At 70.1% G+C, this 14,787-nt stretch carries 14 protein-coding genes; 10 read left to right on the top strand and 4 right to left on the bottom strand.

Going from position 1 to position 14,787, the window contains the following annotated elements; all coding sequences use genetic code 11:
• Positions 1-150: 150 nt before the first annotated feature.
• The 4 genes from OG975_RS39455 to OG975_RS39440 form a co-directional block, all read right to left on the bottom strand.
• Positions 151-1,173, bottom strand: a complete 1,023-nt coding sequence (locus tag OG975_RS39455) for a LacI family DNA-binding transcriptional regulator (protein WP_406334309.1) — start codon at positions 1,171-1,173, stop codon at positions 151-153.
• Positions 1,174-1,249: 76 nt separating this feature from the next.
• Positions 1,250-2,086 (bottom strand): ATP-binding cassette domain-containing protein, encoded by an 837-nt coding sequence (locus tag OG975_RS39450; RefSeq protein ID WP_327433199.1) that lies wholly within the window; start codon positions 2,084-2,086, stop codon positions 1,250-1,252.
• Positions 2,083-3,078 (bottom strand): ABC transporter permease, encoded by a 996-nt coding sequence (locus tag OG975_RS39445; protein ID WP_406334306.1) that lies wholly within the window; start codon positions 3,076-3,078, stop codon positions 2,083-2,085. The genes OG975_RS39450 and OG975_RS39445 overlap by 4 nt, the downstream gene beginning before the upstream one ends.
• 128 nt (positions 3,079-3,206) lie before the next feature.
• The gene (locus OG975_RS39440) at positions 3,207-4,223 is read right to left on the bottom strand and encodes a sugar ABC transporter substrate-binding protein (RefSeq protein ID WP_406334304.1); all 1,017 of its coding nucleotides are present in this window, start codon (positions 4,221-4,223) and stop codon (positions 3,207-3,209) included.
• A 246-nt stretch (positions 4,224-4,469) separates the two neighbouring features.
• On the opposite strand from OG975_RS39440, the gene OG975_RS39435 reads away from it, so the two are divergent.
• From OG975_RS39435 to OG975_RS39390, 10 genes are all read left to right on the top strand, one after another.
• A complete protein-coding gene (locus tag OG975_RS39435; protein ID WP_406334302.1) occupies positions 4,470-5,432 on the top strand; it encodes a carbohydrate kinase in 963 nt (320 codons plus the stop codon).
• Between the two features lie 119 nt (positions 5,433-5,551).
• A complete protein-coding gene (locus OG975_RS39430; protein WP_406334300.1) occupies positions 5,552-5,854 on the top strand; it encodes a putative quinol monooxygenase in 303 nt (100 codons plus the stop codon).
• A 321-nt stretch (positions 5,855-6,175) separates the two neighbouring features.
• A complete protein-coding gene (locus OG975_RS39425) occupies positions 6,176-6,394 on the top strand; it encodes a hypothetical protein (protein WP_406334298.1) in 219 nt (72 codons plus the stop codon).
• Between the two features lie 145 nt (positions 6,395-6,539).
• Positions 6,540-7,802: an ATP-grasp domain-containing protein gene (locus OG975_RS39420; RefSeq protein WP_406334296.1), complete on the top strand. Its 1,263-nt coding sequence runs from the start codon at positions 6,540-6,542 to the stop codon at positions 7,800-7,802.
• 16 nt (positions 7,803-7,818) lie between these two features.
• Positions 7,819-9,057 carry a lysine N(6)-hydroxylase/L-ornithine N(5)-oxygenase family protein gene (locus OG975_RS39415; RefSeq protein WP_406334294.1) on the top strand — a complete coding sequence of 413 codons (1,239 nt, stop codon included), beginning with the start codon at positions 7,819-7,821 and terminating at the stop codon, positions 9,055-9,057.
• Positions 9,054-9,422, top strand: coding sequence for a cupin domain-containing protein (locus OG975_RS39410; RefSeq protein WP_406334292.1), 369 nt, complete (start codon positions 9,054-9,056; stop codon positions 9,420-9,422). Before OG975_RS39415 ends, OG975_RS39410 begins: the two co-directional genes overlap by 4 nt.
• The gene (locus OG975_RS39405) at positions 9,415-10,509 is read left to right on the top strand and encodes an NAD(P)/FAD-dependent oxidoreductase (protein WP_406334290.1); all 1,095 of its coding nucleotides are present in this window, start codon (positions 9,415-9,417) and stop codon (positions 10,507-10,509) included. The genes OG975_RS39410 and OG975_RS39405 overlap by 8 nt, the downstream gene beginning before the upstream one ends.
• Positions 10,506-12,140, top strand: a complete 1,635-nt coding sequence (locus OG975_RS39400; protein ID WP_406334288.1) for a class I tRNA ligase family protein — start codon at positions 10,506-10,508, stop codon at positions 12,138-12,140. The genes OG975_RS39405 and OG975_RS39400 overlap by 4 nt, the downstream gene beginning before the upstream one ends.
• On the top strand, positions 12,137-13,426 hold the full coding sequence (locus OG975_RS39395; protein ID WP_406334286.1) for an acetyl-CoA carboxylase biotin carboxylase subunit family protein: 1,290 nt from the start codon (positions 12,137-12,139) through the stop codon (positions 13,424-13,426). The genes OG975_RS39400 and OG975_RS39395 overlap by 4 nt, the downstream gene beginning before the upstream one ends.
• On the top strand, positions 13,419-14,720 hold the full coding sequence (locus OG975_RS39390) for an MFS transporter (RefSeq protein WP_406334284.1): 1,302 nt from the start codon (positions 13,419-13,421) through the stop codon (positions 14,718-14,720). Before OG975_RS39395 ends, OG975_RS39390 begins: the two co-directional genes overlap by 8 nt.
• Positions 14,721-14,787: the final 67 nt, after the last annotated feature.

Genomic DNA, 14,787 nt, shown 5'->3' with positions numbered 1-14,787 from the left:
TCTGGGGCGTTTCAGCTCGGCTCCGATCGCCCTGATCAGGCAGCAGACTACCGATCGGACGCTCTCACTCCCGCGCCACCGGAGCTCGCAGATGCCTCCCCCTCCCAAGGCGGGAGGAAGCCTTCGCCCCCCGGCTGGATCACCTGCCGCCTACGCCTTGGGCGCGGGTTGCTCCCCCGAGCCTCGGACGATCAGCTGGGTGGGAACAGTGATGGTGCGAGCCCGCGAACGGTCGCCGTCGAGCCGGGTCAGGGCGGTGGCCGCCGCACTGCGGCCGATTTCTTCGGGGCATTGGGCGACGACGGTCAGGGCCGGTTCCAGTGCCTCGGCGAGTGATACGTCGTCGAAGGCGACGACAGCGACGTCCTTGCGCTTGCTGCGGGCGAGTTCGGCGACTATTCCGAACGCCATGATGTTGTTTCCGGCAAACAGGGCGGTGGGGGGATCGGCCAGTTCGAGGAGTTGGGAGGTCACGGCCTCCGCCCCCTGCTGGTCGTGTGCGCTGGCGACAAGCGAGCGGTCGTAGGGGATGTCGGCTTCTTTCAGGGCCGCGCGGTATCCGGCGAGGCGTTCGCGGCGGGTGTACAGCTTGACGGGCAGGTCGCCGACGAATCCGATACGTCGGTGCCCGTGGGCGATCAGGTGGGCGACCCCGTCTTGGGCCCCCGCACGGTTGGAACTGACGATGCTGTCCGTGGACAGGCCGACTCCTGGTCGGTCGAGGAAGACGACGGGCAGCCCCGCCGTACGGTGCGACTTGAGGTCGGAGTGGTCGGCGCCGAGTGACGGCACGACGATCAGAATGCTGACGCGCCGGGCGAGGAACTTGTCCGTCAGGGCACGTTCGCGATCGGGGTCGTCCGCGGAGGAACCCATGAGCAAGGTCAGTCCTCGGTCGCGGACGGTGTCCTCGATGGCGCGGGCCACGGCTCCGAAGAAGGGGTTGGCGAGGTCGGGGATGACCAGGCCGATGGTGGTGTCCGGGCCGCCGACGCGGATGTTGCGGGCCATGAGGTTCGGCTGGAAGCCGAGCTTGGCCACTGCGGCGAGTACCTGTGCCCTGGTCTGCGCGGAGGCAGGTCCGTCCTCGTTGAGGACTCGGGAGACCGTCTTGGCGCTGACGCCGACTTCTTGGGCGACATCGGCCAGGGTGGGGCGGCGGTTCGCTGCCATGGAGGAAACCGTCTCCTGTGGGCTCTCGGTTCCGGCCGCGGCCTCGGCCGGAAACTGCGAGAGCTGGGTTGTTCTGTTAGGTGGCCTGGACTCCGGCGGCCTTCGCGGCCTCCGAATCCGCTACGACAGTATCTCCGGCCTCGTCGATGCTGAGCGCGCCGGTCATGATGGCGACGACCTCGGCCATGGAGTAGTCGGAGGGGTTGATGAGGGCGGCACGCCGGCCCAGCCGGTGGACGTGGATCCGGTCGGCGATCTCAAAGACGTGGGGCATGTTGTGGCTGATCAGAACGACCGGCATGCCCTTGTCGCGGACTCGGCGGATGAGGTCCAGGACCTGACCGGATTCTTTGACACCGAGCGCGGCGGTGGGCTCGTCCATGACGACGACGCTGCGGGCCCAGGCGACGGAACGGGCGACCGCCACGGCCTGCCGCTGTCCGCCGGAGAGCGTCTCCACCGACTGCGTCAGCGAGCGCAGGCCGATCTTCAGGTCGGCCATGTGCTCGGCGGCCTCCTGGCGCATGCGCTTCTTGTCCAGCATGCGGAAAACACTGCCGAGGACGCCGGGGCGGCGCAGCTCGCGCCCGAGGAACATGTTCGAGGCGATGTCCATGGAGGCGGCCACGGCGAGGTCCTGATAGACCGTCTCGATGCCGTGGGCGCGGGCGCTTTGCGGGCCGGAGAAGGTGATGGGCTCCCCGTTGAGGCGTATCTCGCCCGCGTCCGGGACCACTGCGCCGGTGAGTGCCTTGATCAGGCTGGTCTTGCCCGCTCCGTTGTCGCCGATGACGGCGAGGACTTCGCCGGGGAGAAGGTCGAAGTCGGCGCCGTCGATGGCGGTGACGTGGCCGTAGCGCTTGACCAGACCGCGGGCCTGCAGAACGGGCGTGGGGGAAGTGGTGGCGGTCATCGTGCCTTCTTCCGGGAGATCTGGTCGACGGTCACCGCGAGGATCACCAGGACGCCGGTGATCAGGGTCTGGTAGATGGAGGCGACGCCCATCAGTTGGAGGCCGTTGCGGAAGACGCCGACGATGAGGACGCCGATGAAGGTGCCCAGCACCGATCCGCGTCCGCCGAACAGGCTGGTGCCGCCGAGGACCACGGCGGTGATGCTGTCGAGGTTGTCGGTCTGCCCGGCCTGCGGGTCGCCGACTCCGGTACGGGAGATGAGCAGCAGGGCGGCGATGCCGTACAGCAGACCCGCCACGGTGTAGATGCCGATGGTCAGTCGCGAGGTGCGGATGCCGTTCAGCCGCGCCGCTTCCTGGCTGTTGCCCAGGGCGTAGACGTGCCGGCCCCAGCCGGTGTTGCTCAGCGCGTAGGCGAGCAGCAGGAACAGGGCGATGGTGACCAGGGAGCCGTAGGTGATGTCCGTGTGGCCGAGCGGGAAGGTCTGCCCGAGGGCCGTCAGCGGGCCGGGCAGGCTGGTGACCGTCTGCTCCTCGGAGTAGATGTGGGTCAGCGCGAACGCCACGTTGAGCATGCCGAGGGTCACGATGAACGGCGGCAGCGGGATCTTCTGCACCAACAGCCCGTTGAGCAGCCCGAATCCGCCGCAGACGGCTATGCCCAGCGCGATGGCGAGGAGCGGGGACAGGGTTCCCTCGGCGGCCATCTTGGCGATCACGATGCTGCCGAACGCCATCACGGCACCGCACGACAGGTCGATGCCCGCGGTGAGGATGATCAGTGTCTGCCCGATGGCGAGCGTGCCGACGACCATGACCTGCTGCACGATCAGCGAGAAGTTCCCGCCGGTGAGGAACTGGTCGGTCGAGAGGCCGAAGAAGGCGCAGGCGAGAAGGAGGGCGACCAGAGGGCCGGTGGTCGGTGCCGTGAGCAGTCTGCGGGCCGTGGTCGGCGCTTTGAGCTCGGCGTACGGCGTGGTCGTGGCTGTCATGCGAAGTCCTTGTCGGAAGACAGAAGTCCCGGTGGGAGGACAAGGGGGCGGCCGTCCCCGGTCGGGGAGGTGGGGCCGGCCGCCCCGCTGAGGGGTTTGGAAATGGCGGCCAGGGGCGGGTGAACGGCTCAGCCCCAGCAGTTGTCCAGGCCGTAGGCGGTGTCCTTCGACGTGACCCCGTCCTGCGCCTTGTCGGTGATCAGGGTGACGCCGGTGTCGGTGTAACCGGACGCCTTCTTGCCGTCCTTGGCGTACGTCACGACGGCCTTGACGCCCTCGGCGGCCATCTTCAGCGGGTACTGTTGCGAAGTCGCGGCGATCTTGCCGTCCTTGACGGCCTGGGTGCCGGTGCAGCCGCCGTCGACCGAGACGATCAGGACGTCCTTCTCCCGGCCCTTGGCCTTCAGCGCGGTGTACGCACCCAGGGCCGCCGGTTCGTTGATGGTGTAGACGACGTTGATGTCGGGCGCCTTCTGCAGGCAGTTCTCCATTGCGGTCTGGCCCTTGGCCTGGTCACCACCCGTGTCCTGGGCACACACGACGTCCTTGTCGGTGGCGCCGAAGCCCTTCAGGAAACCGTTGTGCCGCTGGACTCCGACAGAGACGCCCGGCGCCAGGTCGAGAGCAGCTATCTTCGCCGTCTTGCCCTTCATGGCGGCCTTGGCGTACTCGCCGATCAGCTGGCCGGCCTTGAGGTTGTCGGTGGCGAAGAGGGCGTCGACCGCGCTCTCCGGCTCGGTCGGGGTGTCCAGGGCGATGACCAGGACACCCTTGGCGCGGGCCTTCTGGATCGCGGGCACGATCGCCTTGGAGTCGCTCGGGGTGATCAGGATGCCCTTCACGCCGGCGGCGACCATGTTCTCGATGGCCGTGACCTGACCGGCGTTGTCCCCGTCGAACTTGCCTGCCGCGGTGGACAGTTGGGCACCGTTCTCCTTGGCGGCCTTCTCCGCGCCCTCCTTCATCTTCACGAAGAACGGGTTGGTGTCGGTCTTGGTGATCAGACCGACCTTGACGCTGCCCGAGCCGGTGCTCGCAGTGCCCGATCCGGATCCGGATCCACAGGCGGTCAGGGCGAGGGTTGCGACACCCGTGCAGGCAGCGGCTCTGATCAAGGAGGAGGGCAGACGAGAGATGCGTGACATGAACGACTCCTGCGGGATCGCGGGCGAACGGCCGGCATCGGGGCATGCCGTCCCTCGGTGTCATCGTTGACTTATGTCATCGTTGACACTGCTTGGCGAGGATGATGGACTCCGGTCCCCGGCAACGTCAATGCCTTGCACCCGTCACAAATCGGCAACGCCCGCGACCGTCGTCCGCCCGAAGCCGTTCTGCGACTGCCCGGGACGTGCCCGTTTTGCCAGCGCATTCCGAGAGAAGAGCAGCCCATGAGTCCGCGTCAGATCACCGTCCTGGGAGAGTGCGTCGCGGACGCCTTCACCGAACCCGCAAGCGTCCCGGATGAGCTCGCCCTGCGGGTACTGCCCGGCGGCGGACCCGCGAACACGGCGGTCGCCCTGGCCAGGCTGGGCACCCCGGCCCGCTTCCTCGCACGCCTGTCCGGCGATGTGTTCGGCCGCCTGTTCCGGGCCCGTCTCGAGGCGTCCGGCGTGGACCTGTCGTACGCCGTCGCGGCCGCCGAGCCCAGCACGCTGGCTGTCGCCGAACTGGATGTCGAGGGTCGGGCTGCGTTCTCCTTCCATGCGCAGGCCACCGCCGACTGGCAGTGGACGGGCGAGGAACTGGCCGAGGTGGACCTGGCCGACACCGCCTGTATGCACACCGGCTCGCTGGCCCTGGTCAAGGAGCCCGGGGCGGCCGTGGTGGAGGACTTCCTGGCTGCCGCCGCGCCTCGGGCCACGATCAGCATCGACCCCAACGTCCGCCCGCTCCTGGTGCACCCCGAGGTCTACCGCGCCCGGCTGGCGCACTGGTGCGCCCTCGCGGACGTACTGCGGCTGAGCGAGGACGACCTGGAACTCCTCCTGCCCGGAACGCCGCCCGAGAAGGCGTGCGACGTCTGGCACGCTGCCGGTGCGCGGCTCGTCGTGATCACGCGGGGTGCCGACGGCGCCCTGGCCTCACTCGACGGGGAGCGGGTGCAGGTGCCCGCGGTGGCGACGCCGGTCGTCGACACGGTCGGTGCAGGGGACTCTTTCACCGCGGGACTACTGCACCACCTCGGTACCCGCGGACTCCTCGGCGGCAGGCTGACGGACCTGCGTCTCGGCGATGTCGAGGCAGCCTGCTTGTTCGCCGCGCAGGTCGCGGCCCTGACCTGCTCGGTTGCCGGCCCCAACCCGCCATGGCAGGACCAGTTGGCGCAGTTCGCGACCGCCGGCGATGCCTGACGGTCTGTCGGTCGGCACAGGGAGCCCGGCTTGCCTGCATGCGAGAGATCGGCTCGGTGAACCTGGACAAGGCCGTCGTCCGGCACCTCGACTCCACCCACTGACAAGGACACGACACCGTGAAGAAGACCCTGCTCGCCGAGTTCACCGCCCGAGAGGGAACGGAGGACGAGGTCGCCCGCCTGATCCGGGACTACGCCCTGAAGGTGTGCGAAGAGGAAGGCAACCTGACCTTCGACGTCTACACCAGGGCGGCAAACCCGCGCGCCTACTGGATCTTCGAGGTCTACCGGGACGAGGACGCCTTCAAGACACACCTGGACGCCCCGTACGGTGCCCCGTTCAACGCCGCCCTCACCCCGCTGATCGAGGAGGACGCCTCCGTACTGACGTTCCTCGATCCGCTGGCCACGCATCCGTAACGAGCGTTGAACACCGGCGTCGACCCGAAGCTGGAGAGCAGGGAGATCGAACTGCTGCCCCAACTCCGGGTCGCCGGGGTTTGTACGCGTGCATGTGCCGCCGGGTCGTGGAGGTGTCGGGGCAGTTGTGGCGGAACGACCCGCCACAGATGTGCATCGGCTCGTTGAGGCTCACGTTGTTGCTCAGCTGCCCCATGGTGTGTTCAGGCAGGGGGCAGGGGGCATCGGCCCCGCGGGGATTGCTTTCACGCCGCTTCCTCGGCGCCTGCCCCGCCGAGAGCCGCGCACCGGAAGCCCTGGAGCGTCGGTCGAGTCGTGAACATGCCTGCCACCTCGCTGTGCGGAGTGATCAACATCGGTCCCGACTATGGCACTTGCGTCTTCGCGGCACATCCGCCCGAAGCGTGCCGCCCCGAAAGCGTGGCGCCGCGATCCTGCAAGGGCGGCTGCACGGCCCAGAACATTCAAAAATCCAACCAGATGCAGGAGGTTATGCGGCTCACACGCCAATTGGCAGACATTCTTCCCGTCAGGCATTGACCGCGATCAAGCTCCCCGGATAGAAAGATCACGGCGCGACACACGAACGCCTCCGATGTCCGCCCCGCCGGAGAACAAACGGTTCGCCGGGCCCGTACAGCCCACAAGGCCGGCCCGGCCCTCCTCTGACCCGAGAGAATTCGCCTTGTCACGCATAGATCCCCTTCAGCCTGCGCGCATCGTCGTGGTCGAACCCGCTTCTTCCGGAGGCGCCACCCTGATCGGTGTCGCGGCCGAGATGGGGCTGCGGGTCGTGGTGGCTTCCGCCGACACGGGCGACCGCCGGCTCTCCGACGCCGTGCGCGGCGCGGCCGAGACGGTGCTGACGGTGGAGACCAACGACCAGGCGGCGCTGGAAGCCGCGGTCCGCGAACTGCACGACCAGGAGCCCTTCGAGGCGGTCCTGGCCGGGTCCGACATCTATGTCTCGGCGACCGCTCGCGTCGCCGCCGCGCTCGGCCTGCCGGGCCTGCCCGTGGAGACGGTCGACCGTGTCCGCGACAAGAGCGTCATGCGGGCCGCGGTGGCCGAAGCGGGCCTGCGCACACCGCGCTTCGCCCAGGCCACCTCCGACGAGGAGTTGCGCGCCGCGGCCGCCCACGTCGGCTTTCCCTGTGTGCTGAAGCCGGTGGCCTGCTCCGGCAGCATCCATGTCAGCCGGGCCGACGACATGGACCAGCTCGCCGCCGCCTTCCAGCGTCTGGTCACCGACCCTGTCCCGGACATGGGCCAGTTGCACGAACACCGCGTGCTCGTCGAGGAGTACGTCGCGGGCCCCGAGTTCAGCGCCGACGGCTATGTCCTGGACAGCGGTGAGGTGACCCTGGTGGCTCTCACCCGCACGCTCCTCGGCCCCGAGCCCGACTTCGTGGAGATGGGCCATCTCACCCCGGCCCAGGTCGACTCCGGCATCCTGGAGGCCGTCGAGGCGTATGTCGTCGACGTCGTCCGCGCCGTACATCTGACCAGCGGCCCGTTCCACTGCGAGCTGCGGCTGACCGCCGAGGGGCCTGTCCTCATCGAGATCGGCGCGCGCCTGCCCGGCGACCGGATCGTGGAACTTCTGCGGCTCGTCACCGGTGTCAGCCTGCCCAAGGTGGCGATCGCCACCTCCCTGGGACTGGACCTCGACGAGGCCGGGGCCTTCGCCGACCCGCAGGCGAAGAGCGCCGGCATCCGCTTCTTCTCCGCCGAGGGCCGGTCCTCCTACCGTGAACTGACGGGCTGGCAGGACATGGCGGCGCTGCCCGAAGTGACGGAGACCTCCGTGTACTTCGCGCCCGGCGAGCTCATCCCCGGTGTCGAGGACTGCCGCTCGCGCCTCGGTCACGCCCTGTTCACCGCGGACTCGCCGCAGGGCGCGCTCGACCGCTGGCAGGCCCTCGGCGACGCCGTCGTCGCCGTCTGACCCCGGGACGCGCACCGTGAGCGATCACATACTCGACTACGCCGCCGTCGGCGTCGGGCCCGCCAACATGAGCCTGGCCGCCCTCGCCCACCGGATCGACGGGCTGCGCGGCGCCTGCCTGGAACGCCGGGAGAGTTTCTCCTGGCACCCCGGTCTGCTGCTGCCCGAGGCCACTTTGCAGGTCTCGCTGCTCAAGGACCTGGTGACCCTCGTCGACCCCACCAGCCCGTTCTCCTTCCTGTCGTTCCTGTCCACGACCGGACGTCTCTACCGGTTCCTCGCGGCGGACTTCCCGGCCGTCCTGCGCACGGAGTTCAACCAGTACCTCCAGTGGGTCGCCGGACAGCTGCCGAATCTGACCTTCGGCGCCGAGGTGCGGACCGTGGACTTCCACGACGGGGCGTTCCATGTACGCACGGACGAGAGCGAAGTGACGGCACGTCACCTCGTGCTCGGCACCGGCCTCACCCCGAGCGTCCCCGAGCCGTTCCGCCCCTTCCTCGGGCCGACGGTCTTTCATTCCGGGGAGTTCCTGCTGCGCGCCCCGGACGTCTCCGGCCGCCGCGTCGTCGTGGTGGGCGGCGGCCAGAGCGGGGCGGAGATCGTCCGCCACCTCGCGACCAACGGCTCGGCACACAGCGTCACTTGGGCCAGCAGGCGCCAGTCCTTCCTGCCCATGGACGACTCGCCGTTCGCCAACGACCTCTACAGCCCCGAGTACGTCCGCCACTTCCACGGGTTGCCCGCGGACCACAAGGCCCGGCTGCTGGAGCGGCAGAAGTACACCAGTGACGGCATCGACCTCCAAGTCCTCCAGGACATCTACCGGTTGAGCTATCGCGACGAGTTCATCGAGAACGCCCCCGGCAGGCTGCGCTTCCTGCCGGACTGCACGGTGACCGCTCTCGAAGGCGGCCCCGACGAGTGGAAGCTGTTCACGGACTTCACGGACTCCTCTGGCCTCGACGCCCCCGCCGCACTCGCCGCGGACATCGTCATCCTGTGCACCGGATACGCCTATGAGCTGCCCGAGTTCATGGCATCCCTGGCCCCCCGGCTGCGGCGCACCGACGGGCTCCTCGACGTCCGTGACGACTTCTCCCTGGCCTGGGACGGGCCCTCGGAGAACCGGATCTACCTCCAGAACGGCGCGCGGCACTCCTGGGGAGTCGCCGATCCCAATCTGAGCCTGCTCGCGTGGCGCAGCGCGGTGATCCTGAACAGCATGCTCGGTGAGACGAGGTACGCGGTATGACGGTCCATCAGCAACCGGCCGAGGCATACCGGGCTCTGCTGCCCTTCCTGCCCACCGAGGTCGAGCCGGACGGAGTCACCGTCGCCGAGGCGGACTTCGCGCGCTCGTGCTTCTCGTCGGTGCCGTTCAAGATGGCCCGCTTCACCGTGCCGCCCGGGGGAACCAGCTCCCCCGACCAGCACGCGGTGCGGGAGATCTGGGTGGTCCAGGCCGGCTCCGGCACCCTGATGGTGGACGGGGAGCGGTCGTCCGTCGCCCCCGGCTCGGTGGTCGGTTTTCCCTCGCAGTCGGTCCACGAGGTGTTCGCCGACCGGGGCGAGGAACTGGTCATCTTCTCCTTCTGGTGGTCGGCGCCCGATGCCTGACCCGAACACCGCGGTTCCCCACTACGACCTGGCCGTCGTCGGCAGTGGCATCGTGGGCGCCCTGAGCGCCCACTACGCCGTACGCCGGAACCCCGGCCTGCGCGTTCTCGTCCTCACCCACGCCGCACGGGGGACGGGGGCCACCCGTCTGTCGGCCGGTTTCGACACGCCCACCGGGCACAGCGCCGCGCAGCGTGCCCTGGCCGCCCGCAGCACCGCGCTGTTCGCCGAACTCGCCGCCGAACTGCCCGACGTACAGCGCGAACCGGTGGACACCTACTGGGTGGTGGGCCGCGCCACCGCGGCGGCGCTCCACACGAGCATGGCCGACGGCGGGCGGACTTCCGCCGTGGACCGGGACGGGCGGCAGCTGCTCACCGAGACGTTCCCCGGGCTCGCCCACGGCGACGACGAGGTGCTGCGGGCGTCCGCCCCCATGACCGTAGGCCGTGCACAGGCGCTGGCCGATCAGCTGCTCGACGGGGTGGTGAGCCGTCCCGGCAGCGCCCTCCTGGAGGGCTTCCGGGTCACGGACGTACGCCGAGCGGGCGGACACATCGAGCTGGTCGCCGCCGACGGGAGCCGTGTCACGGCGGACAAGGCGGTCGTCGCGCCCGGACCGTGGGCGCTCGACGGTCCCGTGGCCCGGGCGGCCCGCGACCGGGGCGCCCGGGTGAAGAAGGTGGTGGCGTTCCACATCATGTCGCCGCCCCCGCTGCACGCGCCGGCGCTGGTCTTCGAGGACGCGGACGCGTTCCTGTTGCCCCACCACCCGGGCGGCCACTGGATCTTCAGCGTCACCTCGCCCGACTGGGACCGCGGCCCGGACGAGCCGCTGGCCATCGATGCCCGGGACCGGTCGCTCGCTCGTGCCCTGCTGGAACGGCACGTCCCGGGATTCCTGCCGCACCTGCTCGGTGGACGGGTCTTCAGCGACTGCTTCACTCCGGGCCATCTGCCCGTCGTGGACACGGTCGATGACGACGACGTGGTGATGGCGATCGGCGGATCGGGCTCCGGCTACCGACTCGCTCCGGCCATGGCCGAGGACGCACTGAATCTGCTCTACGGGAGTTCGCGGTCATGAGTCTGCTGCTGACGGGGGACGCGTACGTCCCGAAGCACTACCTTCTTGTGCCGCCCGAGGCCACACCGAACGGGCCCCTGCACCTGGGACACATCGGCGGCCCCTTCCTGTGGTCCGACATGATCGCCCGGCATCTGCGCGTCCGCGGCGACCTGCCGCTCGTGATCACCGGAAGCGATGTGTACGAGTCGTACGTCACGCTCAAGGCACACGCCGAAGGATCGGCACCCGGTGAGGTCGCGGCCCGCTACGGCCGGCGGATCCAGGACGACCTGGCCGCCCTGCGCATCGGCGTCGACGCCTTCATCAGCCCGGACCAGGAGCCGTGGCGCGACCTGTTCGAGGACGAGGTGGCCGGGTCGATCGCGCGCCTGAAGGACCGGGGCGCGGTGCTGACCCGGAAGGAACGCGTGCCCTACTGCGACGCGTCGGGCCGCTGGGTTGTGGGCGGCTGGCTGCTCGGCCGCTGTCCCGAGTGCGGTGCGGGGGTCGCCAGTTACTTCTGCGAGGAGTGCAGCGCGCACTTCCTGCCCGAGTCGGTCGTCGACCCGCGTCCCCTCCTCGACGAAGGCCCGCTGACCTGGCGGGAGATATCCAGCCTCTTTCTCCGGGTGCCGGAGCGCGACGTACTCGACGCCACTCTCGCCGAGCTGGGGATCGCCGACCGCTACCGGCAGACCGTGGCGCGGTTCCTGGAGCGGGACGGTCTGACCGTACGGCTCAGCGCCCCGCAGAAGTGGGGAGTGCCGCTGCCCGCACCGGAGCCGGACGTACCGCATGCCCTGTTCCCGTACGCCGGGATCTTCATGTTCGCCCGGCTCGCCGGCGCGGTCCACGGGCAGCTGTCCGGTACCGGCGTGAACGCCTTCGACCCGGACTCCGGCGTCACCACGATCACCACGCTGGGCATCGACAACGTGATCCCCACGCTGGTCTCCATCGTCGGCACCAGCCTGCTGCACGGCGACATGAAGCCGTACGACCGGTGTCTGATCAACCACTTCTACCAACTGGCCGGACGCAAGTTCTCCACCAGCGCCCGCCACGCGATCTGGGCCGCGGACGTCGCGGCGTCGCCCGCGATCAGCGCCGACGCGGTGCGGTACTTCCTCGCCCGTGCCGATCTGGAGTCCGGGCCGGCGAGTTTCGAGACGGCCGACTTCCTCACGACGGCCAACGCCACGCTCGCCGACGACCTCGGCAAGCGGATCGAGGCCGCCTGGACCGGGCTGACCGACGGACCGCCGCACGCTCCGGCACCGGCCGTGGCCGAGCTTCTGGAGTCACTGCTCGCCGAGCAGTCGGCGGCCCTGGACGCCACCCGCGTCGACACGCGGCGTGCGGTCGCGGCCCTGGACCGCTGGTGCGCCGACGAATCGGTGGCCCACGCGGCCGACGACGGCGCCTACTGGTGGCTCAAGGGCCTGTCGCTGCTCGCGTTCCCCGTGATGCCGGACCTCGCCGAACAGATCTGGCAGGCCCTCGGCGGCACCGGCGAGCCCCGCGCGACCGCCTTCCTCGCCCCGACACCGGCCGACCGGCAGCTGGCCGCCCCCGCCTTCGGGCGGGTCGAGGCCGCCGACCTCGACGCCTGTCTGCCGGACTCGATGCGACCGGGGGCGGGCGCATGACCATCGGCACCACACCCGCGCACACCATCGGCAGCACTCCGCTGTACGTCGTACTCAACCGCTCCGGCGACGAGTTCGGCGAATACCACCGCTTCCTCGACGGCACGCCGTGCCGGACGGTGTACCTCACCACGCCCGGCGGCCTGCCCGCGCTCGACCAGGACGGCGCCACCGAGATCCGGGTGCTCGACAGCCTCGCGTACGACGACGTCCTGCCCGTCGTACGCGAGATCGCGGGCCGGCACGGAACCCCCGACGCCGTCTTCGGTCAGTCCGAGTACGACATCCTCACCGCCGCCCGGCTCTCGGCTGACCTCGGTGTCACCGGCGGGTACGGCCTGGATCTGGTCCGGCGGTTCAAGGACAAGCCCGCCATGAAGCGGGCCGTGGGCGACGCCGGGCTGCGGGTTCCGAGGTTCTGCGCACTGGACGACGGCTCGCGGGCCGAGGAGGTGGCCGGGGCACTCGGCGGTCTGCCCCTGGTCCTCAAGCCACGGGCCTCGGCGGGCTCCGAGGGCGTCACCGTTGTCAGAAGCACGGCGGAACTGGAGCTGGCGCTGAGCGGCGTCGACCCCAGCGCGTACGAGTGCGAGGAGTATGTCGAGGGCGACATCTTCCATGTCGACGGCGTGTACCGCTCCGGTTCCTTCCACTTCGTCAGCGCCTCCCAGTACGTCAACACCTGCCTGGACTACGCGCACGGCCGCCCCCTCGGGTCGGTGCTGCTCGACGAAGGGCCGGAGCGGACCGGGCTCACCACCTTCGCCGGAAGCTGCCTCACGGCCCTTGGGCTGCGCGACGGCGCCTTTCACCTGGAGGTGATCCGGCGCCCGGGCGGCGAGCTGGTGTTCCTGGAGGTCGGACTGCGGCCGGGCGGCGCCCAAGTGCCGTTCCTCCATGTCGACCTCTACGGCATCGACCTGTTCGCCGAGGCGTTCCGGGCGGCGATCGGCCTGCCCCCGCTGTGGCGGGACACCGGTGCGCCCGCCTCCGGCGGAGGATGGCTCATCTACCCGACGCCCGGGCAGCTGCCCAGCCGGGTGACGCACCGCGCCTCGCTTCGGGACGTCGTCCCGGAGGTCTACCACGAGGAACTGCCGCCGGTCGGGCACGTCATGACCGGCCCCGGCAGTTACGACGTAGGCACCGGGATCTTCCGGTTCCGGGGGGAGACCGCCGACGGTGTCCGACGTGCCGTGCGGACGGTGATGGAACGCTATGGCCTGCGGACCGAGCCCATCGAGGGCGGGGACGGGCGACTCCCGTCGGATCAGCCGCATGGCTGACACCCGCGGACCGGGTCCCGCGCTGCGCGCCTGGCTCCGCGAGACCCTCCCCGCCGCCGGGAACGCGCGCCGGCTCGGCGTGCTCACGCTCATCCAGTCCCTGGGGCTCGGGGTGTTCCTCACCTCCAGCGCGGTGTTCTTCACCCGGACCATCGGCATCCCCGCCCAGCGGGTGGGTCTCGCCCTGTCCGTCGCCGGTCTGTGCGGCCTGGTCTGCACCGTACCGATCGGCAGGCTCGCCGACCGGCTCGGTGCGGGCCGGGTGCTGACGGCCAACTTCCTTCTCGCCTCGGCGGGCTTCACCGCGTACTGCATGGTGGACGGTTTCGCCGGATTCCTCGCGGTGGCCTGCGCCATCGCCGTGCTGGAGACCTCCGCGGGCGCGCTCCAGGCGTCGCTCACCCACGCCTTGGTGGGCGGGGAGGAGCGCGTCCGGGTCAGCGCGCAGATGCGCAGCTTGTTCAATCTGGGCTTTCTGGGCGGTGCAGCGCTGGCCGGGGCCGCCATCGCGGTCGGCACCTCGGCCGCGCTGTACGCCACCGTCCTCACCAACGCGGCACTCCAACTGGTCTCCGTCGCCGTGCTGTCGGGGATGCGGCGACGCGCGCGAGAAGCCGCGGACCCGGAGCAGGTCGGCGAGGAGCGGACGGACGGCGGGGAGAGCACGGGTGTGCTGCGCAGCTCGGCGCTGCGGGACACCCGCTATGTGGCGATCGCCCTGGTGTGCGGGGCGCTGGAGCTCTACCACCCGCTGCTGACCGTCGGACTGCCCCTGTGGATCGTGACCAGCACCGACGCACCCGCCCTCACCGTGTCGGGCCTGCTGATCCTCGACACCGTGCTGGTGCTGCTGTTCCAGGTCAGGGTCAGCAGGGGCGCGCAGACCCCCGCGGGAGCGGCACGTATGCTGCGCTGGGCGGGCTGGTCGCTGGGGGCGTCCTGCCTGGTCTTCGCGCTCAGCGCGGGACATGGCACGCTGCTGGACAGCGCGGCTCTGCTGGGCGGCGCACTGGTCCTCGTCCTGGGTGAGCTGTACCAGGCGTCGGCGGGCTGGGGACTGTCCTTCGGGCTCGCCCCGCCCGGCCGGCAGGGCGAGTACCAGGCGGTCTTCTCCCTGGGACGCGGGCTCCAGCAGTTCGCCGGGCCGTGGCTGATGACCTCGCTGATCGTCGGCGCCGCGGTGACCGGCTGGGTGGTCCTGGCGGCGCTGTTCGTCCTGCTCGGACTGGCCGGTCCGCCCTTGGTGCGCGGGCTGGAGAAGTCCCGCGCCCGAACAGAGCCGGTCCCGTCCTGAAGCGGTCCCGCCCTGAACCGGGTCCGGGCCCACTCCCGGCCCGGACCACCATCCACACACCGCACGA

The sequence above is a fragment of the Streptomyces sp. NBC_00203 genome (assembly GCF_045206325.1).
Taxonomy (GTDB): Bacteria; Actinomycetota; Actinomycetes; order Streptomycetales; family Streptomycetaceae; genus Streptomyces; species Streptomyces lutosisoli.
Note: the sequence above shows the minus strand (reverse complement) of the source record. Positions and strands in the feature narration are given on the sequence as shown.